The organism is Bradyrhizobium sp. USDA 4454, from assembly GCF_054822705.1.
Genome location: NZ_JBTRCN010000001.1, coordinates 588462 through 615042, shown reverse-complemented (window position 1 = coordinate 615042; position 26581 = coordinate 588462). Strand labels below are relative to the sequence as shown.

Here is a 26581-nt window from a genome sequence, read left to right as displayed (position 1 = left end):
CGCTAGCGGCCGAAGATCAGCCTACGCTGCGAGGAGCAATTCGCCAACCTCGGCCATGCCGACGGCGCGATCGCCGAGCAGGTGCTCTGTGATCCTGCGCTGAACGGTATTTTCCGTTAGCCGGAACGGATCGCCCGGCATCACGCGGTGATCGATCACCATCCGTGACAGCAGCAGCCGGCGCGCGTCGCCGCGCATCTCGTGAATGCGTCCGCCTTCCCACGCCAGCGCCACGGCACTTGCGACATGATAGAGCAGGCTGGTGGCGCGCCGCGCATCGCCCTCATTGTCGATACGGCTTGCGACCTCGCGTGCAAACGCGATCGCGCGGTCGCTGAGATCGCGCAGCCGGCTTCGCCAGGCCTGCGGCACGTTGGCGCTGTCATCGAGCCGCGCGTGCAGATCGGCAGCGAGCGCATTGTCGGCACCGTGGCGCCCAACCGCGCGCTTCAGCGCATCGATCGCGACGATGTTGCCGGTGCCTTCCCAGATCGAGCCGAGATGCGCATCGCGCAGCAGCCGCGGCGTAACGAATTCCTCGATGTAGCCGATGCCGCCGCGCATCTCCATGGCGTCGCCGCAGACTTTTCGGGCATCACGGGTGGCGCGGAATTTCAGGGTCGGGGTCAGGATACGCAGCAGCGCTGCGGCATCCTGGCTGCCGGCCTCGGCGCGGTCGAGCGCGTCCGCGGTCAAGAAGCTCATCGACAGCGCCTGCTCGGTCGGCAGCATGATCTTCATCAGCTGGCGCCGCGCCAGCGGCAGGTCGATGATGCGCTGGCCGAACACGACGCGGCCGCGCGCTACGGTGATCGCGTCATGCCACGCACGGCGCATCAACGCGGTCGACTTCACGCCATTGGAGAGCCGCGACGAGTTCACCATCTCGGCCATCTGCACGAAGCCGCGGTCGAGCTTGCCGACCGCGTAGGCGATCGCGCCGTCGAACTTGATCTCGCCCGAGGCCATCGAGCGGGTGCCGAGCTTGTCCTTCAGCCGCACGATCCGGTAGTGGTTCTGCGAACCGTCATCGAGGAAGCGCGGCATCAGGAACAAAGCCGACGCCTTTGGTGCCCGGCCCCGCGCCGTCCGGGCGCGCCAGCAGCATCACCACCTTGGCATCGGCGTTCGAGCAAAACCACTTCTCGCCGTAGAGCCGCCAGTGGTCGCCCTCCTGCACGGCGCGCGTGGTGAGCGTGCCGACGTCGGAGCCGCCTTCCTTCTCGGTCATGAACTGGCCGCCCTGGGTCAGTTTGCTCATGTCGGTCTGGGTCAGTCCGTCCAAATATTTCGCCTTCAACGCCTCGCTGCCGAAATTCGCCAGCAGCTTGGCGCAGCCGTCGGTGACGTTGATCGGGCAGCCCATGCCGAATTCGGTCTGATTGAACAGGAACGTAAAGGCGTGCTTGGCCGCCACGGGATATTTGTCGGGCCAGCCCATGATGCCCTTGCGCAGCGACAGCGCATGAATGCCGAACTCGCCGAACGCGGCCTTCTCGATCTCGCGATAGGCCGGATGATATTCGATTGTTTGCACGTCGCGGCCGAACTTGTCGCGCTGGTGCAGCACCGGCGTATGCCGGTCGGCCAACCGCGCGTATTCGTCGAGCGTGCCACCGGCCAATCCGCCGAGCCGGTCGAGATGCGGCTCGATGTGGCGGAACAACGCTTCGGGCAGATGCAGTTTCAGAAGATCTGATAGCGCCGGATCGGCCCGGTAGAAATTCATTCCGGTGGTGTCGGGCGCCAACAGACCCGGCTGGCTGGCGGACGTTTTCGGATCCTGCTTGTGCGGCTGCATTGAATTCCCGGCTGCGGTGCTCATTTGTTTGTGCACGACTATCCTCCTCCGGCCGAGCAAAGGAAAGCCCAATGGATATTCCAGAATACAAGATCGCCCTGATCGTCGGCGCCGGCGCGGGCCTCAGCGCCTCGCTGACGCGGCTATTTTCGCGGGAGGGAATTCGGGTGGCACTGGGCGCCCGCAGCATCGAGAAGCTCGGCGCGCTCTGCACCGAAACCGGCGCGAAGGCCTATGCCTGCGACACCACCAAGGCCGAGGATGTCGAGCGGCTGTTCGGTCTGGTCGAGCGCGAGATAGGAACGCCTGATCTGGTGGTCTATAATGCCAGTGGCCGCAGCCGCGGGCCGTTCGTCGAACTCGTGCCGTCAGAGGTCGAGCAGGCGATCGCGGTCTCCGCGTTCGGCGGCTTCCTGGTGGCGCAGGAGGCGGCGAAGCGCATGCTGCCTAACAAGAAGGGCGCGATCCTGTTTACCGGCGCCTCCGCCAGCGTCAAGGGCTACGCACAATCGGCGCCGTTCGCGATGGGCAAGTTCGCGCTGCGCGGCCTGGCGCAGAGCATGGCGCGCGAATTGTCGCCGCAGGGCATCCATGTCGCGCATTTCGTGATCGACGGCGGCATCCGCAGCGCCGCCCGCACCGAGCCTGCCGACAAGCCGGACTCGATGCTCGATCCCGATGCGATCGCGTTGAGCTACTGGAACGTGCTGCAGCAGCCGCGCAGCGCCTGGACCTGGGAGCTGGAACTGCGGCCCTGGGTCGAGAAGTTTTGAGATGACGAATATCATGTAAACGCGTAGCGTAAGCAAAGGCGCGCTTGCGCCTTGCTCACCTTCGGCACTCAGCTCGCGATGGTGGGCACGCTTTGCTTTGCCCACCCTATGAAGCCTTTCACCGTCATTCCGGGATGGTGCGTAGCACCAGACCCGGAATCTCGAGATTCCGGGTTCGATGCTTCGCATCGCCCCGGAATGACGCAACAAACAAACGGGGAGCGACATGACCAGCGAAATCAAAATCGAGACGGGCACCGACGAACTGCTCTGCGTGATCCGCGACCGCGTCGCCATCATCACGCTGAACCGCCCGGATGCGCGCAACTCGCTGTCGGACACGCTGACGCCGGCGTTGCGCACGATGATCCGGACCTGCGGCGAGAACCCCGAAGTCGGCGTGCTGGTGGTCACCGGGGCCGGCAAGGCGTTCTGCGCCGGTGGCAACGTCAAGGGCATGGGCGCCAATCGCGACCCGAAGAAACTCGAAATGTCCTATGAGGACAAGGTCGCGGATCTGCAGGAGCGCCAGCGCCTGCTGACCGGCGCGCTCGCCTCGGTGCGCAAGCCGACCATTGCAGCACTTCCCGGCCCCGCGGTCGGCGCCGGGCTTGCGATCGCGATGGCCTGCGATATCAGGATCGCGGCGCAATCCGCCTTCATCTCGACCGGTTATCTGCGCGTGGCGCTGAGCGGCGATTACGGCATGGCCTGGCTGCTGACGCGGCTGGTCGGTACCTCGCGCGCCCGCGAATTGATGTTCACCTCGGAAAAGGTCGACGCCGCCAGATGCGAGCAGATCGGCCTCGTCAACCGCGTGGTGCCCGACGAGGCGCTGCAGGACGAAGCCTTCGCGCTGGCGAAGTCGATCGCCGAGGGCCCGACATTGGCGCTGCGCTACATGAAGGACAATCTCGACGAAGCGCTGCAATTCGATTTCGCCACCGCGCGCGACCACGAGGCCGAGCGGCTGATCCGCCTCACCACGACGGCCGATCACAAGGAAGCGGTGCAGGCCTTCATCGAGAAGCGCAAGCCGGTGTTTCGGGGGAGTTGAGCGCGTCTGCGCTCTCTTCCCCTTCCCCCTGAAAGGGGAAGGTCAGGGAGGTGAGAGCCTGTAGCCCGGATGCAGCGAAGCGAAATCCGGGGCGGCTTTCTCCATTGTGAGAGCTTTCCCGGATTGCGCTTCGCTGCATCCGGGCTACGGGATCAGGGCAATCACAAAGAAAAGGGCCCGGTTCTGGAGGGGCCAGAACCGGGCCTAGTCAGTCAAACCGCAAGCGAGGACATCGCGGCCAAGCGGGAAGTGGCGGCAAGCCGCCAGCTGGCACAGGGAATGTCTTGCGGTTCGACGTGGATCTCCTTGGCAAAGCGCACCAGCTTCCAGTCGCCGGGGCTCGCCGCAAAGGCGTAATCCGACTTGCGAGCGAGGCCGATCATCGCGGCGTTGGACCGCAGCGTATCGCCGAAGATGCGCTCGGCTCCAAAGGACGCCGCACGGCATTCGAGATTCTTCAATAGCGCCTTGCCAATGCCGTGGCCCTGCCACCGGTCATCGATCGACAGGCCGAACTCGACGCTCGACGTATCGGCATGGAAGGCGTAGCGCGCTTCGCCGACGATGGTCTCAAAGCCATCGACCAGCATCGTCGCGACCACCGTGAACCGGTCAGCCTCGCCGACATGGATGAATCGCTCGAGCTCCGTCTTCGGCAGCTCGCTCAGTGCGCCCAGGAAGCGGTTGTAACGTGACGCCGCGGAGAGCGAGCGGATGTAGCTCTGCAGCTCCTCGCGGTCGCGCGGCTCGACGAAGCGCACCTTGATCTCGCTGCCGTCCTTGGCGCGCAGCAGATCAGTGTATTGCTTGAGATCGTCGAGATGCAGCGCAGTCATGACACGCTCCTCGGGAGAAGAAATTGGCCGGCGCCCTTCGGTGGAAGCAGCGCCGGGCGGCGCATGATCCGCCGAAGTGTGAAGCGGCCGCGGTCATGCGCCTTGCTTAAGTTTGGAGCGCGACCGGACGCAAAACCGGCGCCCACTTTTGCTGGTCGCGCTCTGGCGGCCCATCAGGCCCGCCAGAACGGCTTCTCGGTCTCGAAAACGATGTCGCTGCGGGACATGCCGATGTCGTGCAGATCGCGCTCGGTCCACTGCGACAGCTCGCGGCGACGCTCGTAGCGCTCCCACCACACATGCAGGGTCTCGCCGACCTGGTGCAAAAGGCCCGGCATATGATGATTTGTCATCGATTCATGGGTGAAAATGGACATTTGCGGCTCCTCTCGGTAACCTGTTGGCGTTAATATCTGCGCCATTCGGCCCGCTCACAAACGACACTTTGTACCGTTTCGCATGAATTAAAGTCATGCACTTGGAGGCAAATCAGGGATGACCAGCCGGCTGCCTTCGCTGAACGGCCTGAGGGCTTTCGAGGCCGCCGCGCGGCACATGAGCTTCACGCTGGCGGCGTCCGAATTGAATGTGACGCAGACCGCGATCAGCCATCAGATCCGGCGGCTGGAGGAGGAACTCGGCGTCCGCCTGTTCATCCGCCAGAACCGCTCCCTGAGCCTGACGCCGGAGGCTGCGGAATACCTTCCCGGCGTCCGCGCCGCCTTCAATGACTTGAGACTAGCGACCGATCGCCTGCTGCGCCGCGACGACGATCATGTGCTGACGGTCTCGACCTTGGCCTCGCTCGCCGCCAAATGGCTGCTGCCACGGCTGTCGGCATTCCAGGAGGCGCATTCCGGCATCGACGTCCGCATCACCACCTCGACCAGCCTGGTCGACTTCCAGCGCGACAAGGTCGACGCGGCGATTCGCTATGGCCGCGGCCAATGGGCGGGCCTGCGCGCCGACTGGTTGATGGCGGACGAGCTGTTTCCGGTGTGCAGCCCGTCGCTGCTGCAGGGCAACAAGCCGCTGAAATGCCCCGAAGACCTCAGGGATCACGTGCTGCTGCACACCAGCAACGCCAATAGCGACGACTGGCGGCTGTGGCTGACCGCAGCAGGCCTGCCGACCGATATTTCCAAACAGCCGGGCGTGACCTTCGACCTGCTGTTCGTGACGCTCCAGGCCGCGATCGACGGCATCGGCATCGCGATGGGCCGCACCTCCTATGTGCAGGACGACATCGCCAAGGGCCGCCTCGTGGTCCCCTTCAAGATCGCGCTGCCGGCAGATGCGGGCTTCTATCTGGTCACGCCGCAGGGACGCGCCGATTCACCAAAACTCTCAGCCTTCCGCTCCTGGCTCGCCACCACGGCGCATTCGACGCCTTGATGCGGCGCACGCAGTTTTCTCCTAGGGCTTTTTTCCGATAGCAGCGACGCGATTTCGGGTTGGTCACGCCCAACAGGCGTGCCAAATTGCCGCATATGGCAGTTAACTGCCTTGGCCGGCGAGGCCATTTGCGCCGGCCGTTTTGCCACGGGGAGGAAAGGGCGTTATGTCGCAGTCGAGTTCATCGCAAGTCCCGCAAATCAAATCGCGCCTCGGCGCCATCCTGCGTGCGACCAGCGGCAATTTCCTCGAGCAGTTCGATTTCTTCCTGTTCGGCTTTTATGCGCCCCTGATCGCCAAGGCCTTCTTCCCCTCCGAGAACGAGACCGCCGCGCTGCTCAACGCGTTCGGCGTGTTCTGGCTTGGCGCCTTGATGCGCCCGGTCGGCGCGATCGTGCTCGGCGCCTATATCGACAAGATCGGCCGCCGCCAGGGCCTGATCGTGACGCTGGCAATCATGGCGGTCGGCACCGTCGTGATCGCGATCTGCCCGACCTATGCGACGATCGGCATTGCCGCGCCGATCATCGTGCTGATCGCCCGCCTGCTGCAGGGCTTCTCCGCCGGCGTCGAGCTCGGCGGCGTCTCGGTGTATCTCGCTGAAATCGCCACGCCCGGCAATCGCGGCTTCTACACCTCGTTCCAGTCGTCGAGCCAGCAGGTCGCGATCTTCGTTGCCTCGATCCTCGGCTTCATCCTGAGCGAGAGCATGCCGGCCGCGACCGTTGCCGCCTGGGGCTGGCGCATCCCGTTCTTCGTCGGCTGCCTGATCATCCCGGTGATCTTCTTCCTGCGCCGGACGCTGGAGGAGACCCCCGCATTCCTGGCGATGAAGAAGCATCCGACGGCGCGCGAGGTGTTTGCCTCGGCGCTCGCCAACTGGCGCATCGTCATCCTCGGCATGATGATCGCGGTGCTGACCACGACGACGTTCTACTTCGTCACCGTCTATACGCCGACCTTCGGCAAGGCCGTGCTGAAGCTCTCGACCCAGGACGCGCTGCTGGTGACGCTGCTGGTGGCGGTAACCAATTTCATCTGGAATCCGGTCGGCGGCGCGCTGTCCGACCGGCTCGGCCGCAAGCCGGTGCTGCTGGCGATCGCTTGCCTGTCGCTGGTGACGGCCTATCCGGCGCTGCACTGGCTGGTGACGGAACCGACCTTCGGAAAGATGCTGGCGGTCGAGATGATGTTCTCGTTCTATTTCGGCGTCTACAGCGGCACCATGCTCGGCGCGCTGGTCGAGATCGTGCCGGCGCATGTCCGCACCACCTGCTTCTCGCTGGCGTTTGCGCTGGCGGCCGGCCTGTTCGGCACCTTCACGCCGTTCGCCTCGACTTGGCTGATCCAGCAGACCGGCGACAAGGCCTCGCCCGGCTACTGGCTGATGTGCGCCGCGGTGCTCGGCATCGTTGCCGCGCTGATCGTCTATCGTGGCGGCCAGACCATCGAGCAGCGCGAGACGGTCGCGGCCTGAGCGTCCGCATGCAATCGGGGCGGGACTCCTGATTTGAGCATGATCTATCGGAAAACCGCTACACACTTTTCCGGATCATGCTCATTCGCCTGCCCCTGTTGCTTTCCATGCCAACAACGATAACAAGAGCGCATGGTTGATCTGACGCGCAGGTTCGACGTGCTGGTGATCGGCGGCGGCAATGCCGCGCTTTGCGCCGCGATCAGCGCACGTCGCGCCGGCGCCTCGGTGCTGGTGCTGGAAGGCGCCCCGAAATTCTACCGCGGCGGCAATACCCGGCACACCCGCAACATGCGCTGCGCCCATGACGCGGCGACCGAGATCCTCACCGGCCCCTACACCGAGGAGGAGTTCTGGAAGGATTTGCTGCTGGTGACCGGCGGCCAGACCGACGAGGAACTGGCCCGCTTCATGATCCACGAGTCCAAGGACATCTTGAACTGGATCGTCGAACAGGGCGTGCGCTGGCAGCCCTCGCTCGGCGGCACGCTGAGCCTCGGCCGCACCAACTCGTTCTTCCTCGGCGGCGGCCGCGCCATGCTGAACGCGCTCTATCGCACTGCGGCGCAGATCGGCGTCGACATCCTCTACGATGCCGAGGTGATCGATCTCACGATCGAAGACGGCATGTTCCTCGCAGCGCAGCTGAAGCAGCCGGTCGGCGGCCGGACCGAGGTGCGCGCCTCGACGCTGGTTGCAGCCGCCGGCGGCTTCGAGGCCAATATCGAATGGTTGAAGGAGTATTGGGGTGAGGCCGCCGACAATTTCCTGATCCGCGGCACGCCCTATAACCGCGGCGCGATCCTCAAGATGCTGCTGGCCAAGGGCGTGCAGGAGATCGGCGATCCGACGCAGTGCCATGCAGTGGCGATCGACGCCCGTGCGCCGAAATTCGACGGAGGCATCATCACCCGCCACGACTCGGTCGTGTTCGGCATCGTCGTCAACAAGCATGCCGAGCGCTTCTACGACGAAGGCGAGGACATCTGGCCGAAGCGCTATGCGATCTGGGGCCGTCTGGTCGCAGCGCAGCCCGACCAGATCGCCTACATCATCTTCGATTCGACCGTGGTGACCAGCTTCATGCCGACGCTGTTTCCGCCGATCGCGGGCGCGACGATCGCCGAACTCGCCGGCAAGCTCGAGCTCGACGCGACCGCGCTGGAAAAGACCATCACCGACTTCAACGCCGCGGTGCAGCCCGGCACGTTCGACCACACCGTCCTCGACGACTGCCGAACCGAAGGCATCACGCCGGCCAAGACGCATTGGGCGCGCAGGATCGAGACGCCGCCCTACCTCGCCTATCCGGTGCGGCCCGGCATCACCTTCACCTATCTCGGCACCCGCGTGAACAAGCAGTCGCGGATGCTGATGAAGGACGGCAAGCCGTCCGCCAACATGTTCGCCGCCGGCGAGATCATGGCCGGCAACGTGCTCGGCAAGGGCTACGCCGCCGGCATCGGCATGACCATCGGCAGCGTGTTCGGCCGCGTCGCCGGGCGGGAAGCGGCGAAGAATGCGCGGAATTGAGGGCGAGGCTGGCGCGATGCACGGGACGAGGACATTGCAGGAAGCCGACCGTCTGATGACGGTGTGCAATTCCTGCCGCTATTGCGAGGGCCTGTGCGCGGTGTTTCCCGCGATGGAGATGCGCCGCGCCTTCTCCGACGGCGACCTCAACTATCTCGCCAACCTCTGCCATTCCTGCGGCGCCTGCTACACCGACTGTCAGTTCTCGCCGCCGCACGAATTCAACGTCAATGTGCCGAAGACGCTCGCGGTGGCGCGCGCCGAATCCTATGCCGCCTATGCCTGGCCGCGCGCCTTTGCCGGCGCGTTCGCGCGCAACGGCCTCGTCATCAGCCTGGTCGCGGCGCTCAGCGTCGCCGCCTTCATCTTCGGTTTTGCCGCGATCAACGACCGCGGCGTGCTGACCGGCATCCACAGCGGCCCCGGCGCGTTCTACAAACTGATGCCGCACAATGCGATGGCCCTATTGTTCGGCTTGGCCCTGCTCTACGCCATCCTGGCGCTCGCGATGGGTGTTCGCGCGTTCTGGCGCGATATCGGCGAACCGGTCGGCAGGACAACGGATGCGAAATCGCTGTTGCAGGCGGTGCGCGATGCCGGCGAGTTGCGCTATCTCGACGGCGGCGGCGTCGGCTGCCTCAACGAGGATGACCATCCGACCGATCGCCGCAAGCTCTATCACCATTTCACCTTCTACGGCTTCCTGCTGTGTTTCGCCGCGACCTGCGTCGGCACGCTGTACCACTATCTGCTGGCGCGCGAGGCGCCCTATGCGTGGTGGGACCTGCCGGTCGTGCTCGGCACGCTCGGCGGCATCGGCCTCGTGGTCGGCCCGATCGGACTGCTCAGCGAAAAATGGAAGCGCGATCGCGTGCTGGTCGATGAGCAGGCCATGGGCATGGACACTGCGTTCATCCTAATGCTGTTCCTGACCAGTATCAGCGGCCTTGCGCTGCTGCTGTGGCGCGAGACCGCCGCGATGGGCCCGCTGCTGGCGCTGCATCTCGGCGTGGTGTTCGCGCTGTTCATCACCATGCCCTATGGCAAGTTCGTGCACGGCATCTACCGCTTCGTCGCGCTGGTGCGCTACGCGCGGGAACGGCAGATGATGGCGGAGTGAACTCCACCCCGTCATTCCGGGGCGCGCCGCCCGAACTCGGGTTTACCCGAGTTCGGCAAATATTGAGTGTCCAAGTCGGCAACAGCCGACTTGGATGACGCGAACCCGGAATCCACCGAGCCACATGCGCAGACGGATAAATTGATTCCGGGCTCGCCGCTGCGCGGCGCCCCGGAATGACGAGTGATCAGAGATCCACCACCACGTAATCGCTTTCCACCGCGACCTTGATGGTCTCGGCAACATAAGGACCCTTCACCACATTGGTGCCCGGCTCGACGCTGACCGGATAGGCGCGCACCCGGAAGCGGCGCGGGTCGCAATAGGACTGGCCGGTGCGGATGTCGAACTCCCAGCCGTGCCAGGGACAGCGCAGGATCTCGCCGAGTTTTGTATATTCGATCTCGCCTGGGTCGGATGATGATGCTAACCCGATCAGCGGCCCCTCGCACAGCGCCGCGCCCTGATGCGGACAGCGGTTCAACAGGCCGAAGAACTCGCCCTTGACGTTGAACACGGCGATCGGCCGTCCGTCGATCTCGAGGAACTTTCGCGACCCCGGCGGCAGTTCATCCACCGGGGCAATCACATGACGCGCCATTAGTTGTTCTCACGCATGATCTGATTCGAAAAACCGGTTCCCACTTTTCCGGATCATGCGATACCGTACAGCTGCTTGGCATTGTCGAGATAGAACGCCTGGCGGTTGGCGTCGCTGACGCCGGCCGGCAATACGCGCGACGGCTCATCGTAGTCCCAATGCGGGTAGTCGGTCGCGAACAGCAGCTTGTCCCAGCCGATCCACTCGATGGTCTGGAACAGATGGTCGCGGCTCTCCGGATCCTCCATCGGCTGCGTGGTCCACCAGATGTGGTCGCGGATGTAGTCCGACGGCTTGCGCTTCAGATGCGGCACCTCGGCGTGCAGCCGCGCAAACACCTTGTCGAGCCGCCAGGCCAGCGACGGCGCCCAGCCGAACCCGGCCTCGACCATCACCATCTTCAGTTTGGGGAAACGCTCGAATACGCCCTCGAGCACGAGGCTCGCCAGCGCGGTCTGCTGGCACTGCGAATGCCCGACCATCTCCTCGATGTAAAAGCTCGGCCAGCCCGACGCGGTGATCGGGTTGCCGCCGAAGCCGAAGGCGTGCACGCCGATCGGCAGCCCCGCCTCCTGCGCCGCCTCATAGATTGGCCAGTAGCGGCGCTGGCCGAGCGGCTCGACATTGCGGCTCAAGAGCAGCACCTGGACGAAATTTTTGTCGCCCGCGCGCTTGCGGATTTCGGCCGCCGCCGACACACCGTCCTCATTCGGAACCACGACCGAGCCTTTCAGCCGTGAATCCTGGCTGGTCCATTTCTCGATCTGCCAATCGTTGATCGCCGAACAGATCGCTCCGGCGAGATCCTGGTTTCGCAGGCCCTGCCCGGTGTTGAGCGGGTTGAGCACGCCGAGTACGACATTGTTCGGATCGAGATGCTGCTTCTGCATGAAGGATAGCGACGAGCCCTGCGGGCCGCCTTCCGGCGGATAGGCATCGCGGCGCGACGCGTTCGGCTGCGCCTTCGGATAAGGCGGGCCCTCCATCATGCCCTGATAGGCATGGACGCCAAAGGTCTCAAGATGCGCGTGCCAGCGCTTGGCGAGGTAGGGATACAGCTCGTCCTTGGTCGCGCGTGCCGGATGGATGTCGCAATCGGCGATCGCGGTCTTGATGCTGGTTGACGATGCCGCTTCCGGGCGTTCACGAATCTGGACGTTCATCGCGTCGTCTCCCTTTCTTTAGGCATGATCTGATCCGAAAACCGGACTCCACTTTTCGGGATCATGCCTCACCTTGAGGCGCGGATAGGTCGCATGCGGATTGTCGATCATGATCTTGCGGACCAGAGCCGGCGGCAATCCCTGCGGCAGCACCTCGTCACCGTCGAACTGCCAATGCGGATAGTCGGTCGAGAATAGGATCAATTCGTCCGACTGCATATGGTCCAACACCCGGTTCAGCGTGTCACCGTCCGGCGGCGCATCGACCGGCTGCAGCGAGAAGCGGATGTTGCTCCGCACAATCTCCAGCGGCGGACGGTCGACCCACGGCGTCTCCATCCGCACACCGCGCCAGAACTTGTGCAGCCGCCACAGGAATGGCGGCAGCCAGGTAAAGCCGGACTCCAGCATCACCATTTTTAAGGCCGGATGGCGCGCGAACACGCCCTCGACGATCAGGCTGGTGAGCTGGGTCTGGAACGCCTGCGTCTGCGCGACATAGTCCTCGATGTGATAGGACCCCCAGCCGACCGAGGTCGGCGGGTTATGATAGGCGCTGCCGGCATGGATGCCGATCGGCAGGCCGAGCCGTTCGGCCGCCGCGTAGATCGGCCAGTAGTGCCGCTTGCCGAGCGGCATGTCGCCCATCACGAGCATCAGCACCTGCACGAAGCGCTTGTCCTGCGCACAGCGCTCGATCTCGGCGACCGCCTTCTCGATGCTCTGCACCGGAATAACGATCGAGCCGCGCAGGCGCTCGTCCTTATCGAGCCATTCCTTGGCGAGCCAGTCGTTCAGCGCGCGGCAGAAGGCATCGGCCATGTCCTCGGAGAACACCATCTGCACGCCGTAGAGCGGATTGCAGATGGCATAGGCGATGCCGAACCTGTCGAGCGCCTGGCTTTGCATGTCGGCAAGGCTTGATCCCGGCTTGCCTTGCGCGGGCCGCCAGTCCGGACGCGACGAGATCGGCGAATTGGTCGGATAGGATTGCGAGATCAGATCGGTCATGCCGCGCGTCGTCACCTGGTCGCGCCAGTAGTCGTTCATATACGGCAGCAGGCTGGTGAGGTGAGGCACGGCGGGATGCAGATCGCAATCCACGCCGCCCGCGATCGGCGACGTCATCAGGTTTCCTCTGCGAGTTTCCTCCGCGCGCGCTCGCGACAATCTGCCGGGCGGCGCCTGGTTGTTGTCCGGCATTCAAGCAGCCCGGGAGGCGCGCCGCAACTCGGCAGAGGCCGATGCGGTGTGCTAGGAAGGCAGAACGCCCCACGGGATTTTCATGGCAGTTTTCAAGGCAAGCAACGAGAAAGAGCGCCGATGAACGCACTCACATCCATCGCCGGACAGGTCGCCGCAAAGCTGATCGCCAACAAGCAGACCATTGCGGTCGCCGAATCGTCTACCGGCGGACTGATCTCGGCATCGCTGCTGGCGGTGCCCGGCGCGTCGGCCTATTTCCTCGGCGGCGGCGTGATCTATACCCGCGACGCGCGGCGCACGCTGATGGATATCTCCGACGATGCGATGCGCGGCCTGCGCTCCTCGTCGGAACCCTACGCACAATTGCTGGCGCGGCAGATCCGTGCGCGCCTTTCGACCGACTGGGGATTGTCGGAGACCGGCGCCGCCGGCCCGACCGGCAACCGCTACGGCGACGCCGCCGGCCACAGCTGCATGGCGGTAGCAGGACCCCGGCAGCAGGTGATCACGCTGGAGACCGGCGACAACGACCGCGCCGCGAACATGCAGGCTTTCGCGAAAGCGGCGCTGGAGTTGTTGTTGAACAACCTCGAGCGGTGATCGCGCGTTACACTCGACGACACCGGATCTTCGCCACGGGCTCGACCTCTCCCCGTCATCCTGAGGAGCGCGTAGCGCGTCTCGAAGGATCGACGGCCACCAGCGGGGCCGTGCATCCTTCGAGGCTCGCTTCGCTCGCACCTCAGGATGACGGGTCAATTATCTCGCGTGAGGAATCCTACTTCTCGCGGAACGAGCGCATGAACTGGTCGTGCAAGGGCTTCATCAAATACGACATCATGGTGCGGTCGCCGGTCTGCACGAAGGCTTCCACCGGCATGCCCGGGATAATCTTCACCTCGCTGCCGAGGCGCGCGACCTCTTCCGGCGGCATCGAGACGCGGATGGTGTAGTAGCTCTGCCCGGTGCGCTGGTCGGTGTTGACGTCGGCGGAGACGCGGGTGACGACGCCGTTCAGCTCGGGCGTGGTGCGCTGGTTGAAGGCGGAGAGCCGCAGCACGGTCTTCTGCCCGACCTGCAGCTTGTCGATGTCCTGCGGATTGACCTTGGCCTCGACCGACAAATCGTCGGCCTTCGGCACGATCATCATGATCGCATCGCCCGCGGTGATGACGCCGCCGACGGTGTGCACCGTCGACTGCAGCACCACGCCGTCCTGCGGCGCGCGGATATCGATGCGGCGAAGCTGGTCCTCGGCGGTGACCTTGCGCTCGACGAACTCGCCGATCTTGTCGTTGGTCTCGCGCAGGTCCTTTGAGACCTCGGACAGCATGTCCTTGTCGACCTGGATGATCTGCAGCTCTGTCTCGGTGATCTTGCCCTTGGCCTGCGCGCGCGAGGCGATGTACTGCGCGCGCTCGCCGGAGAGCCGCGCCGCGTCACGCTCGAGCGTGGTCAGGCGGGTGATCTGCACCAGATGCTGCTCATAGAGCTGGCGAACGCCGACCAGCTCCTGCTGCACCAGCGCGATCTCCTTGTCCTTGGCGGTCTCCTGCGCCTGCAGGCCGGAGATTTCCTCGTTGAGCTGGGTGACGCGCTCGCGCAGCTGCGCCTTCTGGCCGGTGCGGCCGTTGACGCGCACCTCGAACAGTTTGGTCTCGCTCGACATGATATCACGGACGTCGGGATCGTTGGTCTGCTCCATGAGCTGCGGCGGGAAGACGATCTTGTTGCGGCCCTGCTGCTCGGCCTCGAGCCTTGCGGCGCGCGCGTAAAGTCCGTTGAGCGTCTTGACCACGATCGCAAGGCTCGCCTTCACGACGGTCTCGTCGAGGCGCACGACGATATCGCCCGCCTTGACCACGTCGCCATCGCGCACCCGCACCTCGCCGACCACGCCGCCGGTCGGATGCTGTACCTTCTTGACGTTGGATTCGACCACCACCGAGCCCGGCGCGATCAGCGCGCCGGAGATCGGCACCGTCGCGGCCCAGCCGCCGACGCCGCCGCCGAGAACAAGGATCACGACGAGGCCGACGATGAGGTGTTTCCTGATCGAGGCATGTGCATTGCGCGGTTGATCGGTCATGGTTTGGCCACTCCCGCATCGGCGACGATCTTGATCGGCGTCGGCACCGGCGGCGCGACCCGTTGCAGCACCTGCGCCAGCACCGTCTCCTTCGGGCCGAAGGTCTGCATGCGGCCGTCCTTCAGCACCAGCAGCTGGTCGACGCCCTCGATCCCGATCGGCCGGTGCGCGACCACGATAACGATCGCGCCGCGCTCGCGGGCGCCCCGCACCGCGCGGGTCAGCGCCTCGTCGCCCTCGCTGTCGAGGTTGGAGTTCGGCTCATCCAGCACGATCAGGAACGGTTCGCCGTAGAGGGCGCGCGCCAGCGCGACGCGCTGGGCCTGGCCGGCCGAGAGCGCGCTGCCCTGCTCGCCGACCTGGGTGTCGTAGCCCTCGCGCATCTTGATGATCATCTCGTGCACGCCGGCTTCCTTGGCCGCCGCGATGATGCCGTCGGATTTGGCGTCGGGATCGAACCGGCAGATGTTCTGCGCGACGGTGCCGGCGAACAATTCGACGTCCTGCGGCAGATAGCCGATATGGCGTCCGAGCTCGTCCGACGACCATTGATCGAGTGCGGCGCCGTCGAGCCGCACCTTGCCGCGCGCCGGCACCCAGACGCCGACCAGCGCCCGGATCAGCGACGACTTGCCCGAGCCGCTCGGACCGATCACGCCGACGCCGCTGCCAGCTTCGACGGTGAAGCTGACGTCCTGCACGATGACGCGCTGATCGCCCGGCGCGACCATGGTCACGACCTCGACGGACAGCTTCTTCTCCGGCGCCTGCAGCAAGGTCTGCCGAGGCCGTGCCGGAATCTGCTGCAGCAGGCGGTTGAGGCGCTGCCAGCTCTGCCGCGCGGCGACGAAGCTCTTCCAATGCGCGATCGCGAGATCGACCGGCGCCAGCGCCCGCGCGCTCAGGATCGAGCCGGCGATGATGATGCCGCCGGTGGCCTCCTGATGGATCACGAGCCAGGCACCGACCGCAAGCACGGCGGACTGCAGCATCATGCGCAGCACCTTGGCGACCGCACCGAGCCCGCCGGTAACGTCGCTCGCATGCTGGTTGCCGGACAGATATTCCTCGTTGGCCTCGTTCCAGCGCTTGTTCATGCGCCCGGCCATCCCCATAGCCACCAGCACTTCGGCGTTGCGGCGGCTGGACGCGGCGAGATCGTTGCGGCGTGCCGCAAGCGACATCGCTTCCTTGGCCGGCGTGCGCGACAGGTATTCGGTGATCAGCGTCAGCATCACCAGGATGACGGCGCCGATCAGCGCGGTGACGCCGAGCAGCCAGTGAAACGCGAAGCAGATCGCCATGTAGAACGGCAGCCAGGGTAGATCGAAGAACGCGCCGGGGCCCATGCTGCCGAGGAAGGAGCGCACATTGTCGAGGTCGCGCAGCGGCTGCAGGCCCTCGCTGCGATTGCCGGCCATCAGCGGCAGCCGCACGATGGTGTCGAACACCCGCGCATTGAGCGCCTCGTCGAGCGAGGTGCCGACGCGGCCGAGGATCCGTCCGCGCAGCAGGTCGAGCACGCCCTGCGCCATGTAGAGCACCGCGGCAATGACCACGAGGCCGACCAGGGTCGGAATGCTGCGGCTCGGCAGCACCCGGTCGTAGACCTGCAGCATGAACATCGAACCTGTCAGGTACAGCAGGTTGATCATGCAACTGATGAGGCCGACGCCGATGAAGGCACTGCGGCATGCGCGCAGCGCCTCAGCCAGTTCGGAACGCCGGACAGCGGGCGCGGCTGCCATAGAAACTGATCTCTGCAAAACAAAAGAGTTACGTGATCACCACGTTGTACAGACGTTTGCGATCACCGTCCATTTCAAGTCGCGCCGACCAGAGCACGGCTCGCGCCCTATTTTTGTGATCCTACAGACAGTTGACGGAATAATTAGGGTTAACCGGCCACGGGACCCGGCGCGGGTGCAGGCGCGCTTCTCGGAAAGGGCACGAGAATGACCGACATCGACACCCGGCCGATCTCGCCATCGACATCGAGCAGCACCCCGCTCCCGACGCCAAGCCCGGCCGCCGCCCGCCAGCGCGCCTCGGCGCGAACCCCGATCCAGGCGCCCCGCGGCGGCCTGAACAGCTGCACCGCGAGGTTCGGGTTGGGGTCGGCCACCACGTTCTGCACCGGGCGCGCGATGCCGTGGGTCCAGTCGGCTGGACCGAGCACCCGCGCCAGCGGGCCGGCATCCGCGATCACGCTGTGATGCATCTGAAACCAGGCGACATCGCCGCCGGCGCGGGCCTCCATCGCGTCCATGAACCAGCTGCGGCCATGCACGGCGTGCAGACTGCGCAGCGGAAACACCATGGGATCGACGGGTTCGGCTGCGCTTTCGTGAAAGCCGGGGATTTCGACCGCGCGTTCGCGCGACAGCGTCACCCGCACCGTCGCGCAGGGCTGCTCTTCGCCCGCCGGCCAGAGCGTGTTGTCGACGACGCTGACCCGGCCGCCTTCGGTCACGACGGAGATTTGCGTGCGCAATTCCGCCATCGGCGTCGGCCGCAGGAACCAGGCTGAAGCCGCGATCGCGGTGCCCCAGTCGCGCGCGCCGGCCATGGCCTCGATTTCGCCGGTCAGCAGGCTCGCGACCGCACCGCCCTGCAAGCCGGCGAACGGCCCCGCCGCCAGCGCCGCGGGTTTCCAGTGATGAGGCGTGGCTGTCGGTTCGAAGATGGCCAAGATGGGCAGTCCGAGAGGTGAGCAGGATTGAGCGTTCGGTCAATCTGATCCAAGAATAGCGGCCATGACAAAAGGCCATTCGTCACCTGAGGTGAGCAGGATTCACCCATTGGATGCCCCCGACCCGCGGGCGATCCCGCCGCTGACGGCGCTGCTCGCCTTCGAGCGCGCGGCGACCCAGCTTAGCTTCCGCCGCGCCGCGCGCGACCTGTCGCTGAGCCCGTCGGCGATCAGCCACCAGATCCGCGGGTTGGAGCAGCAGTTCGGCAGCAAGCTGTTCGTCCGTGGCGCGCGCTCGGTGCGCCTGACCGAGGACGGCGAGCGCTATCTCGCAAAGGTCTCTGTAGCGCTGGCGACGCTGCAGGAGGCGGGCCGTGATATGATGCGGCAGCGCAGCGAGGCCGGCGGCGAGCTCTGGATCAGCTCGCTGCCGTTTTTCACCAGCGCCGTGCTGCTGCCGGCGCTGCCGGAGTTCAGGCGGCGTCATCCGCAACTGACGCTGCGGATCGAGGCCACGCATCAATATGCCGACTTCAACGGCTCGCGCGTCGATGTCGCGATCCGCTACGGGCGGGAACATGCCGCCGGGCTGAAGGTCGAGCCGCTGGTTGAGGTCAAGGGATTGCCGGTCTGCACGCCGGCGCGGGTCAAGGCAGGGCTTCGGGCCCCGGCCGACCTGGCGCGCGAGGTGCTGATCCATGTCACGACGCAGCCGCGGGCGTGGCCGACCTGGCTGAAGGAGGCCGGGCTGCCGCATCTCGCTCCGCGCGGGCACCTCTGGCTCGACAGCGTGCCGGCGATGCTGGAGGCCGCCGAGCACGGGCTCGGCGTGGCGCTGGCGATGGCGCCCCTGATCAAGGCGCGGCCGGGCTTCGGCAAGAAGCTGGTGGCGCCGTTCGCGTTCGAGCCTCTCCACAGCGAGACGATCTATCTGGTCTCCCGCACCGAGCAGGCCCGCGACCGCCGGATCGCTGCGGTGCGACGCTGGATCAGCGATGCGGTCGCGCGGGCGAGCTAGACCGTGGCGGACGCCGGCTCTGCAAGGACGCAGCGCGCCTGATGGCTGGGTGCGACCTGCACGTTCGGCGGCAGGCTTTCGCTGCAACGCGGCTCGGCGAACTTGCAGCGCGGTGCGAAGGAACAGCTGGCCGGTGCGTGGTCGAGCGACGGCGGCGTGCCCGGGATGGTCTCCAGCCGCTGGCCGCGCATCGCGCCGTGAATGGTCGAGGCCACCAGCCCCTTCGCATAGGGATGCACCGGCGTGCGCACGATGTCCCGCAGCGCGCCCTGCTCCACGATTTGTCCGGCATACATCACCGCGACCCGGTCGCAGATCTCGATGGCGACGCCGATGTCGTGGGTCACGAAGATGACCGACATGCCGAACTCGCGCTGCAGCTCGCGCAGCAGCAGCAGGATCTGGATCTGCACGGTGGCATCGAGCGCCGTGGTCGGTTCGTCCGCAAGCAGGATCTTCGGCTTGCAGGCCAGCGCCAGCGCGATCATCGCACGCTGGCGCATGCCGCCCGACATCTCGTGCGGATAGGAGTCCAGCCGACGCTTGGCGGACGGGATCCGCACCACTTCGAGCATCTCGAGCGCACGCGCCGTCGCCTCGCGCTCGCTCTTGCCCTCGTGACGCATCACCGTCTCTGCGATCTGGCGGCCGATGCTGTAGACCGGATCGAGCGCCAGCGCCGGCTCCTGGAAGATCATCGAGACGGTCTGGCCGCGGAATGCGGACAGCGCCTCGTCGTCCATCGCCAGCACCTCCTGGCCCAGCACCTTGACGCTGCCGGAGATCTGCGTGCGCTTCCGCGGCAGCAACCGCATCAGCGCGCGCAAGGTCACGCTCTTGCCCGAGCCGGACTCGCCGAGCAGCCCCAACACCTCGCCCTCGCCGAGCGACAGGCTGAGATCGTTCACGGCATGGACCGTGCGATCGCCGGTGAAGCGGATGTTGAGGTTGTTGATCTCGACGAGATTGGTCATGCGAGCCGCTTTGTCATGTGAGTCTCGGCACCCTGGCGTGGAAATCGGTCGCGCGTTGGAACGCCGCGCCGATCCGAAGCAATGTGGCTTCCTCGAAGGAGCGGCCGATCAGCTGCATGCCGACCGGCAACCCCGCCTTGGTGAAGCCTGAAGGAATCGAGAGCGACGGCAGGCCGAGATAGTTGACCGGTCTCGTGAACCGCGTCAGCCGCTGCAGCACCGCGTCGGCGCCCGGACCGTTGCCGACATCGCTCTCGGCAATGGTCGGCGCCGGCACCGGCGACGACGGCGCGATCACGGCATCGATGCCGCTGACTGCCGCATTGTGCGCGGCGAGCGCAGGGCCGCGCCAGCGCATCGCTTCGAGATAGGTGACCGCCGGAATGGTCAGGCCGTTCTGCAGCCGCATCAAGACCTGCGCGCCGTAATCCTGCGGCCGCTCGATCATCCAGCGCTTGTGGAAAGCGGCGGCCTCGACCGCGAGCACCAGTTGCGAGGCCGAGGAGAGCTGGCGCTGATCGGGCAGCTCGACCTTGACGATCTCGGCGCCCTCCTTCTTCAGGGTGGCCACCGTCTCGTCGAGGATGCGCGCCACTTCGCCATCGAGATCGTCGACATAGAACGCGGTCGGAACGCCGATCTTCATGCCCTTCAGCGACTGTCCCGTCGCGGCGATGTAGTCGGGCACCGGCTGCGTCGACGCGGTGAGATCCTCGGGGTCGGCGCCGGCCATCAGGCCGAGCAGCAGCGCGCAATCCTCCGCGGTCTGCGCCAACGGGCCCACCGTGTCGAGCGACTGCGACAACGGCATCGCGCCGGCGCGGCTGACGCGGCCGACCGTGGTCTTCAATCCCGTGACGCCGCAGAAATGCGCCGGCATGCGGATCGAGCCGCCGGTGTCGGAGCCCAGCGCGGCAAAGGTGAGCCGCGCGGCGACCGCCGAGCCTGAGCCCGACGATGAGCCGCCGGTGATGTGCTCGGTATTCCAGGGATTGCGCACCGGGCCGTAATGCACGTTGTGCCCGGTCGGCCCGAAGGCGAACTCGACCATCTGCAACGAGCCGAGCCGCACCTGCCCGGCATCCTTCAGCCGCTGCAACGCCGTCGACGTCGTCTTCGGCACGAAGTCGCGGCGGATCAGCGACCCGCAGGTCACGACCTTGCCGGCCTCGTAATACATGTCCTTGTGCGCCAGCGGCACGCCGTGCAGCGCTCCCTGTCGGTTGCCCTTGGCGAGCGCAGCATCGGCTTCGCTCGCGGCGGCCAGCGCCTGTTCGGATTCGACCGCCATATAGGCGTTGAGGCGCGGCTGCCACTCCGCAATGCGGTGCAGCACGGCGCGGGTCACCTCATGCGAGGAAACTTTCTTGTCGGCAATCGCCTTGGCGACCGCAGTGAGCGTCATGAGGGCCGGATCGGAGCTCATTTCGACACCTTTGAGATCTGCGCCAGCAGGAAACTCGCAGGTTCGAGATCGAACGGCAGCGTGCCGGCGATCGGTGCAAAGCCGTCGAAGGCCGGCCCGATCGAATTGGCGATGCGGGTGGCGACCTCGTCGTCAGCAGGTACATCGGCAATTTGCGCGATCACCTTGACGTCCTTTGCAGTGGGTCTTGTCATGCCGCGTTTTCTCCTTTTGCTTTTGCCGGCGCGCGGCTGTGCCCCGAGCCGGGAATGGCCATGTAGCACGCCGCTTGATGGCCCATTGTATCGAGATCGCTGAGTTTTGGCGTGACGTTTGCGCAGAGCGGCTCCGCAAACGGGCAACGAGTGTGAAACCGGCAGCCCGACGGCGGATCGATCGGATTGGGTGGATCGCCCGAGATCGGCGGCACCTCGGTGCGCTTGTCGGGATCGGACGACGGCATCGCCGCGAGCAGCGCGCGGGTATAGGGATGCGCCGGCGTGTCCCACACCGCATCGACCGGGCCGAGCTCGACGACCTCGCCGAGATACATCACCAGCACGCGGTCGGAGATGTAGCGCACGACGTTGAGATCATGGCTGATGAAGAGATAGGTCAGGCCGAACTCGCGCTTGAGGTCGGCGAGCAGATTGAGCACCTGCGCCTCGACCGATTTGTCGAGCGCGGAGACCGCCTCGTCGAGGATCACCAGCCGCGGCGACAGCGCCAGCGCGCGGGCGATGTTGACGCGCTGGCGCTGGCCGCCGGACACTTCGTGCGGATAGCGGTTGGCGAAGATCTCGGGCCGCAGGCCGACCTTGCCGAGCAGCTCGCGCGCCAAGGTCCGCGCCGTATCGTCGGCCATGCCGTGGACCTTCGGTCCGAAGGCGATGGATTCCTCGATGGTGAGGCGCGGATTGAGCGAGGCGTAGCTGTCCTGGAACACCATCTGCACGCCGCGCCTGAGGTCGCGCAGCGAGAGCGCCCGGCCGACCGGCCTTCCGTCATAGATGATGTCGCCGGCATCGCGCGTCATCAGATGCATCAATAGCCGCGCGGTGGTCGACTTGCCGCAGCCGGATTCGCCGACGATCCCGACGGTCTCGCCCTTCATGACCGAGAAGGTGACGTCGTCGACCGCTCGCACGGTCTTGCGCGGGCTGAACAGGGTGCCGCGCACCGGGAAATGCTTGGTCAGGCCGTTGACCTGCAACAACGGCGCGGCACCGCCGATATCGGCGACTGGCTCCAGCATGGCGGTGGGAGTTGTTGGATCGATCATGTCGGGCACGCAAGGATTACCTCTCCCCACCGGGGAGAGGTCGGCGCGCAGCGCCGGGTGAGTGTCTTGGGTCCCATGAGAGAGCGTACCCCCTCACCCAGATCGCATCTGACGATGCGATCTGACCTCTCCCACAAGGGGACAGGTGAACCGCCGTTGCGGAGAGAGCTTGCGAGTATCGGCATCGCACTAGTTCCTGATGTCCATGGCGCTGCGCATGCCGTCGCTGAGCAAATTGAAGCAAATCGAGACCGCGAAGATCATCGTGCCCGGCAGCGCCGCGACCCACGGATTGACATAGATCGCGGTGCGCAGCGTGTTCAGCATCAAGCCCCATTCCGGCTCCGGCGGTTTTGTACCCAGCCCGAGGAACGACAGGCCCGCGGCCAGGATCATCGATACCGAGATCAGGCCCGTGGCATAGACGAAGATCGGACCGAGCACGTTGCCGAGCATGTGCACGCGCATGATGGTGAAGGGACCGGCGCCGGACGCGCGCGCGGCCTCGACGAAATCCATGTTGCGCACGCCGGTGGTGACGCTTTCGGCGACGCGGGTGATCTGCGGCACGAATACGATGGTGAGCGACACGATCGAATTGGTGATACCAGCGCCGAGCGCACCCGAAATCGCGATCGCCAGCAGCACCGACGGGAAGGCGTAGAACACGTCGACGGTGCGCATGATCGCGGTGTTGAGCTTGCCGCCGACATAGCCGGCGACGAGGCCAAGCGAAGTGCCGATCACGAAGGCGAAGATCACCGGCAGGATGCCGATCACCAGCGACAGCCGTCCGCCATAGATCAGCCGCGCCAGCATGTCGCGGCCGAGCTCGTCGGTGCCGAGCGGGAAGCCCGGCGTACCGATGTGGCGGAGGCGGCGGATCATCGAGCCCTGGTAGGGATCGGCAAGATGCAGCCACGGTGCCAGCAGCGCCGAGGCAAAGATCAGCACCAGGATGAAGGCGCAGGCCATGCTGACCTTGTCACGCCGGATGCGGCGGGCGACGGTTGCCCAATAGCCGCGCGCCTTGCTCGCGGGAGCGGCCTGCAATGCGGTATCGCTCATTGCACTCATGAGGTGGCTCTCTTTCGGAGCATGATCTCCGCGCAAACGCGTTCCGCGTTTGTCGCGAGGGAAAACCGGTCCCCACTTTTCCGGATCATGCTCTAGCTCCGCTTGATGCGCGGATCGATCGCGGCCTGCGCGATGTCGACCAGGAGATTGAGCAGCACGAAGAACAGCGCCAGTACCAGGATCGTGCCCTGCAGCAGCGGCAGGTCGCGCTGGAAGATCGCGGAGTTCAAGAGCAGGCCCGAGCCGGGCCAGGAGAATACCGTCTCGATCAGGATCGAGCCGCCGAGCATGTAGCCGAGTTGTAGCCCCATCACCGCGAGCGCGGTCGGCGCCGAGTTCTTGATCACGTGACGGAACACCTCGGTCTCGCGCAGACCCTTGGCGCGCAGCGCCTCGACGAAATCCTGGCTCAGGATGTCGCCGGTCAGCGCGCGCACCGTGCGGGTGATGATGCCCATCGGGATCACCGAGGTGGTGATCGCCGGCAGCACCAGATAGCGCAGATGCTCCCAGTCCCACGCCCAGGCGCTGGAACCGCCGGGACCTGCGCCGACCGCGGGCAGCCAGTTGAGCTGCACCGAGAAGATGATGACCAGCACCATGCCGAGCCAGTAATGCGGCAGCGACACGCCGGCGATGGCAAAGGAGGTCGCGACCTTGTCGACCCAGGTGTCGCGGAAATAGCCGGCGATCAGGCCAAACAGCAGGCCGAGCGTGAAGCCGATCATCGCGGCCGCGATCGCCAGCATCACGGTGTTGCCGACCGCGCGCATCACCTCGCTCAGGACCGGACGCCCGGTTGCGATCGAATTGCCGAGATCGCCATGGATCGCGCGCCACAGCCACAGGCCAAACTGCACCGGCAGCGGGCGATCGAAGCCGTAAGCCGCGCGCAATTGCGCAGCGAGTTCCTGCGAGGCATCGGCCGGCAGCACCGCGACCAGGGGATCGCCGGGCGTGATGTGCACCAACAGGAAGCACACCAGCGCGACGCTGAGCACGATCGGAATGATGTAGACGATTCGTCTGGACGTATAGGCGAGCACGTTGGGTTCTCTCTTCCTTCTCCCCTTTGTCGGAGAAGGTGGCGCGCAGAGCGCGCCGAATGGGAGGTTCGATCCGCGGCGACAGTCATTTCACAGCAAGGACGATCGCCCGCGGAGGCAACCGCTCACCCGGCTTCAGCGAAGCCACCCTCTCCCACGAGGGGAGAGGGTGCGCTGAGCAAGCCATCAGTTATCTCACGGCGCGACCGACACCGGCGAGAAGTCGACGAACCAACTCTTCGGCTGCACGAAGCCCTTGACCTTCGGGCTCATCGCGCGCGGGGCGACGTCGTGCGCGACGTAGAGGAACGCGGCGTCATCGACCGAGGCGGCGTGCAATTCGGCGAGCGCGGCATCGCGGGCCGCGGGATCGAAGGTCTGGCGGGCCTTCTTCACCAGTTCGTCGAACTTCGGATTGTTGATGAAGCCCCAATTGTTCGAGACCGGCGGCGCCATGCCCGATTGCAGGAAGCGCACCAGCGCGAAAAACGGATCCATCGCCGCATAGGTGACGTTGGTCGCATTCGATCCGTTGGCCGACGGATCCTTGGCGCCGCGCCGCCAGTTGGTGAACAGCGTATTCCACTCGATGACGTCGAGCTGCACATCGAAATAGCACTCGGCCAGGGCCTGTTGCAGGTACTCGTTCATCGGCAGCGGCAGCATCTGGCCGGAGCCAGACGCCGAGGTCTGGATCTTGACGGTGAGCTTCTTGTTCGGACCGAAGCCCGCCTCCTGCATCAGCTTCTGCGCGGCCGGCTTGTCGTACTTGATCTGGAAGGTCGGGTTGCCGCGCCAGGGATGGCCGGGCTCGAAGGTGCCGGTCGCCGGCACCATCAGGCCCGCGAGCAGGCCGTCACGCAGGCCTTCGCGATCGACGCAGAGATTGGCGGCCTTGCGGACGCGGATGTCGTTCCACGGCGAGCCCTCGACGCGCGAGAACTGCCACGGCCAGACATGCGGCTCCTCGTTGGAATAGAGATTGAAGCCGCGCTGCTTGATCTCGGGCAACGCATCCGGCGCCGGCGCCTCGATCCAGTTGACCTGGCCGGACAGCAGCGCCGCGGTGCGGGCGTTGGCCTCCGGCATCGGCAACAGCACCATCTTGTCGGTCTTCGGCACGCGCGCCTTGTCCCAGTAGTTCTCGTTCTTCACCAGCTCGAGCCGCTCGCGCGGGGTGAAGCTCGACATCTTCCACGGCCCGGTGCCCGACGCGTCCTTGGCGAACGCGGCCCATGCGGCCTGCGACTTCGCCTTGGCATCGGCGCCCTCGGCCTTGTCGTAGAATTGCTGCCACTTGGCCGGGCTCGCCATGAACAGGTTGGTGAGGTTGATCGGAAGGAAGCTGTCCGGCTCCTTGGTGGTCAATTCCACGGTCATGTCGTCGATCTTGCGCGCCGAGACCAAGGTCGGCATGCGCGAGGCGGTGACGCCGACCTGGCTCGGATCGAATTGCGCCGCGTCCTGCTTCAGAACCTTGTCGACATTCCAGACCACGGCGTCGGCATTGAACGGCGAGCCGTCGTGAAAGCTGACGCCTGCACGCAGCTTGAAGGTCCACTTGGTCTTGTCGGCATCGTCGACCTTCCACTCGGTAGCAAGGCCCGGGATCAGCACGCTCGCCTTGTCCGACGAAGACAGGTCCCACATCGTGAGCGCGTCATACATCGTGAGACCGGTGAAGCGATTGCCCTCAAAACCCTGGTCGGGCTGACCGAGCGTGCGCGGAATATCGGCAGCGGTCATGCCAATGCGCAGCACGGTCTCGGCACCGGCGATCGCCGGCACGCCGGCCGCTATCGCGAGCGCCAGCATGAATGCCGTCGCATTGGTCTTCCTGTTACGCATCTCAGCAACCCCTTCGAAGTCTGGTGACGTTTTGGTGATTATTTCTTGGGCAAGCGTATGCAATGCCTGTGCCAAGGGGAATAGTTCTTCAGCAAAATACCGCTGGGCGCGTCAATTCTTCCCACCTTCGACTAAGACGGCGCAAAGCTGCCTATTCTGGCATCATGCTTGCAAGTTTTCGGTTCCGA

Annotated in this window: 23 protein-coding genes and 1 pseudogene; 8 read left to right on the top strand and 16 right to left on the bottom strand. The window is 65.4% G+C overall.

Annotated features, from left to right (window positions below; translation table 11 throughout):
- Positions 1–21: 21 nt before the first annotated feature.
- Positions 22–1801: pseudogene (locus ACVIW0_RS02760) on the bottom strand (acyl-CoA dehydrogenase family protein).
- Positions 1802–1872: 71 nt separating this feature from the next.
- Between ACVIW0_RS02760 and ACVIW0_RS02755 the strand changes: the two are divergent.
- Together ACVIW0_RS02755 and ACVIW0_RS02750 are read left to right on the top strand one after the other, a co-directional pair.
- Positions 1873–2574: an SDR family NAD(P)-dependent oxidoreductase gene (locus ACVIW0_RS02755; protein ID WP_461350929.1), complete on the top strand. Its 702-nt coding sequence runs from the start codon at positions 1873–1875 to the stop codon at positions 2572–2574.
- A gap of 226 nt (positions 2575–2800) precedes the next feature.
- Positions 2801–3631 carry an enoyl-CoA hydratase gene (locus tag ACVIW0_RS02750; protein ID WP_461350928.1) on the top strand — a complete coding sequence of 277 codons (831 nt, stop codon included), beginning with the start codon at positions 2801–2803 and terminating at the stop codon, positions 3629–3631.
- 212 nt (positions 3632–3843) lie between these two features.
- Here the strand turns inward: ACVIW0_RS02750 and ACVIW0_RS02745 are convergent, their stop codons facing one another.
- Both ACVIW0_RS02745 and ACVIW0_RS02740 read right to left on the bottom strand, forming a co-directional pair.
- Positions 3844–4467: a GNAT family N-acetyltransferase gene (locus ACVIW0_RS02745; protein WP_461350927.1), complete on the bottom strand. Its 624-nt coding sequence runs from the start codon at positions 4465–4467 to the stop codon at positions 3844–3846.
- 173 nt (positions 4468–4640) lie between these two features.
- A complete protein-coding gene (locus ACVIW0_RS02740; RefSeq protein ID WP_050629523.1) occupies positions 4641–4844 on the bottom strand; it encodes a DUF1127 domain-containing protein in 204 nt (67 codons plus the stop codon).
- A gap of 118 nt (positions 4845–4962) precedes the next feature.
- Between ACVIW0_RS02740 and ACVIW0_RS02735 the strand changes: the two genes are divergently transcribed.
- From ACVIW0_RS02735 to tcuB, 4 genes are all read left to right on the top strand, one after another.
- Positions 4963–5862: a transcriptional regulator GcvA gene (locus ACVIW0_RS02735; RefSeq protein ID WP_461350926.1), complete on the top strand. Its 900-nt coding sequence runs from the start codon at positions 4963–4965 to the stop codon at positions 5860–5862.
- 166 nt (positions 5863–6028) lie between these two features.
- Positions 6029–7339: a tricarballylate/proton symporter TcuC gene (gene tcuC, locus ACVIW0_RS02730; RefSeq protein WP_461350925.1), complete on the top strand. Its 1311-nt coding sequence runs from the start codon at positions 6029–6031 to the stop codon at positions 7337–7339.
- Between the two features lie 132 nt (positions 7340–7471).
- The gene (tcuA, locus tag ACVIW0_RS02725; protein WP_461350924.1) at positions 7472–8872 is read left to right on the top strand and encodes an FAD-dependent tricarballylate dehydrogenase TcuA; all 1401 of its coding nucleotides are present in this window, start codon (positions 7472–7474) and stop codon (positions 8870–8872) included.
- Between the two features lie 16 nt (positions 8873–8888).
- Entirely contained in the window at positions 8889–9992 is a 1104-nt protein-coding gene (gene tcuB / locus ACVIW0_RS02720) for a tricarballylate utilization 4Fe-4S protein TcuB (RefSeq protein ID WP_461357229.1), read from the top strand.
- Positions 9993–10179: 187 nt separating this feature from the next.
- Here the strand turns inward: tcuB and ACVIW0_RS02715 are convergent, their stop codons facing one another.
- From ACVIW0_RS02715 to ACVIW0_RS02705, 3 genes are read right to left on the bottom strand one after another with little or no spacing between them, the layout of a single operon-like run.
- Entirely contained in the window at positions 10180–10593 is a 414-nt protein-coding gene (locus ACVIW0_RS02715) for a Rieske (2Fe-2S) protein (RefSeq protein ID WP_016846808.1), read from the bottom strand.
- A 53-nt stretch (positions 10594–10646) separates the two neighbouring features.
- Positions 10647–11756, bottom strand: coding sequence for an amidohydrolase family protein (locus ACVIW0_RS02710; protein ID WP_461350923.1), 1110 nt, complete (start codon positions 11754–11756; stop codon positions 10647–10649).
- Between the two features lie 18 nt (positions 11757–11774).
- Positions 11775–12884, bottom strand: a complete 1110-nt coding sequence (locus ACVIW0_RS02705) for an amidohydrolase family protein (RefSeq protein ID WP_461350922.1) — start codon at positions 12882–12884, stop codon at positions 11775–11777.
- A gap of 195 nt (positions 12885–13079) precedes the next feature.
- On the opposite strand from ACVIW0_RS02705, the gene ACVIW0_RS02700 reads away from it, so the two are divergent.
- Entirely contained in the window at positions 13080–13562 is a 483-nt protein-coding gene (locus tag ACVIW0_RS02700) for a CinA family protein (RefSeq protein WP_461350921.1), read from the top strand.
- 178 nt (positions 13563–13740) lie between these two features.
- On the opposite strand, the gene ACVIW0_RS02695 is transcribed toward ACVIW0_RS02700, so the two are convergent.
- From ACVIW0_RS02695 to ACVIW0_RS02685, 3 genes are all read right to left on the bottom strand, one after another.
- The gene (locus ACVIW0_RS02695; RefSeq protein WP_461350920.1) at positions 13741–15051 is read right to left on the bottom strand and encodes an HlyD family type I secretion periplasmic adaptor subunit; all 1311 of its coding nucleotides are present in this window, start codon (positions 15049–15051) and stop codon (positions 13741–13743) included.
- Positions 15048–16799, bottom strand: coding sequence for a type I secretion system permease/ATPase (locus ACVIW0_RS02690; protein WP_461350919.1), 1752 nt, complete (start codon positions 16797–16799; stop codon positions 15048–15050). The genes ACVIW0_RS02695 and ACVIW0_RS02690 overlap by 4 nt, the downstream gene beginning before the upstream one ends.
- 149 nt (positions 16800–16948) lie before the next feature.
- Entirely contained in the window at positions 16949–17743 is a 795-nt protein-coding gene (locus tag ACVIW0_RS02685; RefSeq protein ID WP_461350918.1) for an acyl-CoA thioesterase domain-containing protein, read from the bottom strand.
- A gap of 109 nt (positions 17744–17852) precedes the next feature.
- Between ACVIW0_RS02685 and ACVIW0_RS02680 the strand changes: the two genes are divergently transcribed.
- Positions 17853–18761: a LysR substrate-binding domain-containing protein gene (locus ACVIW0_RS02680; RefSeq protein ID WP_461350917.1), complete on the top strand. Its 909-nt coding sequence runs from the start codon at positions 17853–17855 to the stop codon at positions 18759–18761.
- Here the strand turns inward: ACVIW0_RS02680 and ACVIW0_RS02675 are convergent.
- The 7 genes from ACVIW0_RS02675 to ACVIW0_RS02645 form a co-directional block, all read right to left on the bottom strand.
- On the bottom strand, positions 18758–19735 hold the full coding sequence (locus ACVIW0_RS02675; protein WP_461350916.1) for an ABC transporter ATP-binding protein: 978 nt from the start codon (positions 19733–19735) through the stop codon (positions 18758–18760). The two genes, ACVIW0_RS02680 and ACVIW0_RS02675, sit on opposite strands and share 4 nt — an antisense overlap.
- A gap of 13 nt (positions 19736–19748) precedes the next feature.
- Entirely contained in the window at positions 19749–21161 is a 1413-nt protein-coding gene (locus ACVIW0_RS02670) for an amidase (RefSeq protein ID WP_461350915.1), read from the bottom strand.
- On the bottom strand, positions 21158–21355 hold the full coding sequence (locus tag ACVIW0_RS02665) for a hypothetical protein (protein WP_461350914.1): 198 nt from the start codon (positions 21353–21355) through the stop codon (positions 21158–21160). Before ACVIW0_RS02665 ends, ACVIW0_RS02670 begins: the two co-directional genes overlap by 4 nt.
- On the bottom strand, positions 21352–22422 hold the full coding sequence (locus ACVIW0_RS02660) for an ABC transporter ATP-binding protein (RefSeq protein WP_461350913.1): 1071 nt from the start codon (positions 22420–22422) through the stop codon (positions 21352–21354). The genes ACVIW0_RS02665 and ACVIW0_RS02660 overlap by 4 nt, the downstream gene beginning before the upstream one ends.
- A 189-nt stretch (positions 22423–22611) precedes the next feature.
- The gene (locus tag ACVIW0_RS02655; RefSeq protein ID WP_461350912.1) at positions 22612–23499 is read right to left on the bottom strand and encodes an ABC transporter permease; all 888 of its coding nucleotides are present in this window, start codon (positions 23497–23499) and stop codon (positions 22612–22614) included.
- A 92-nt stretch (positions 23500–23591) separates the two neighbouring features.
- Entirely contained in the window at positions 23592–24545 is a 954-nt protein-coding gene (locus ACVIW0_RS02650; RefSeq protein WP_461350911.1) for an ABC transporter permease, read from the bottom strand.
- Positions 24546–24740: 195 nt separating this feature from the next.
- Positions 24741–26360, bottom strand: coding sequence for an ABC transporter substrate-binding protein (locus ACVIW0_RS02645; RefSeq protein ID WP_461357228.1), 1620 nt, complete (start codon positions 26358–26360; stop codon positions 24741–24743).
- Between the last annotated feature and the right edge of the window lie 221 nt (positions 26361–26581).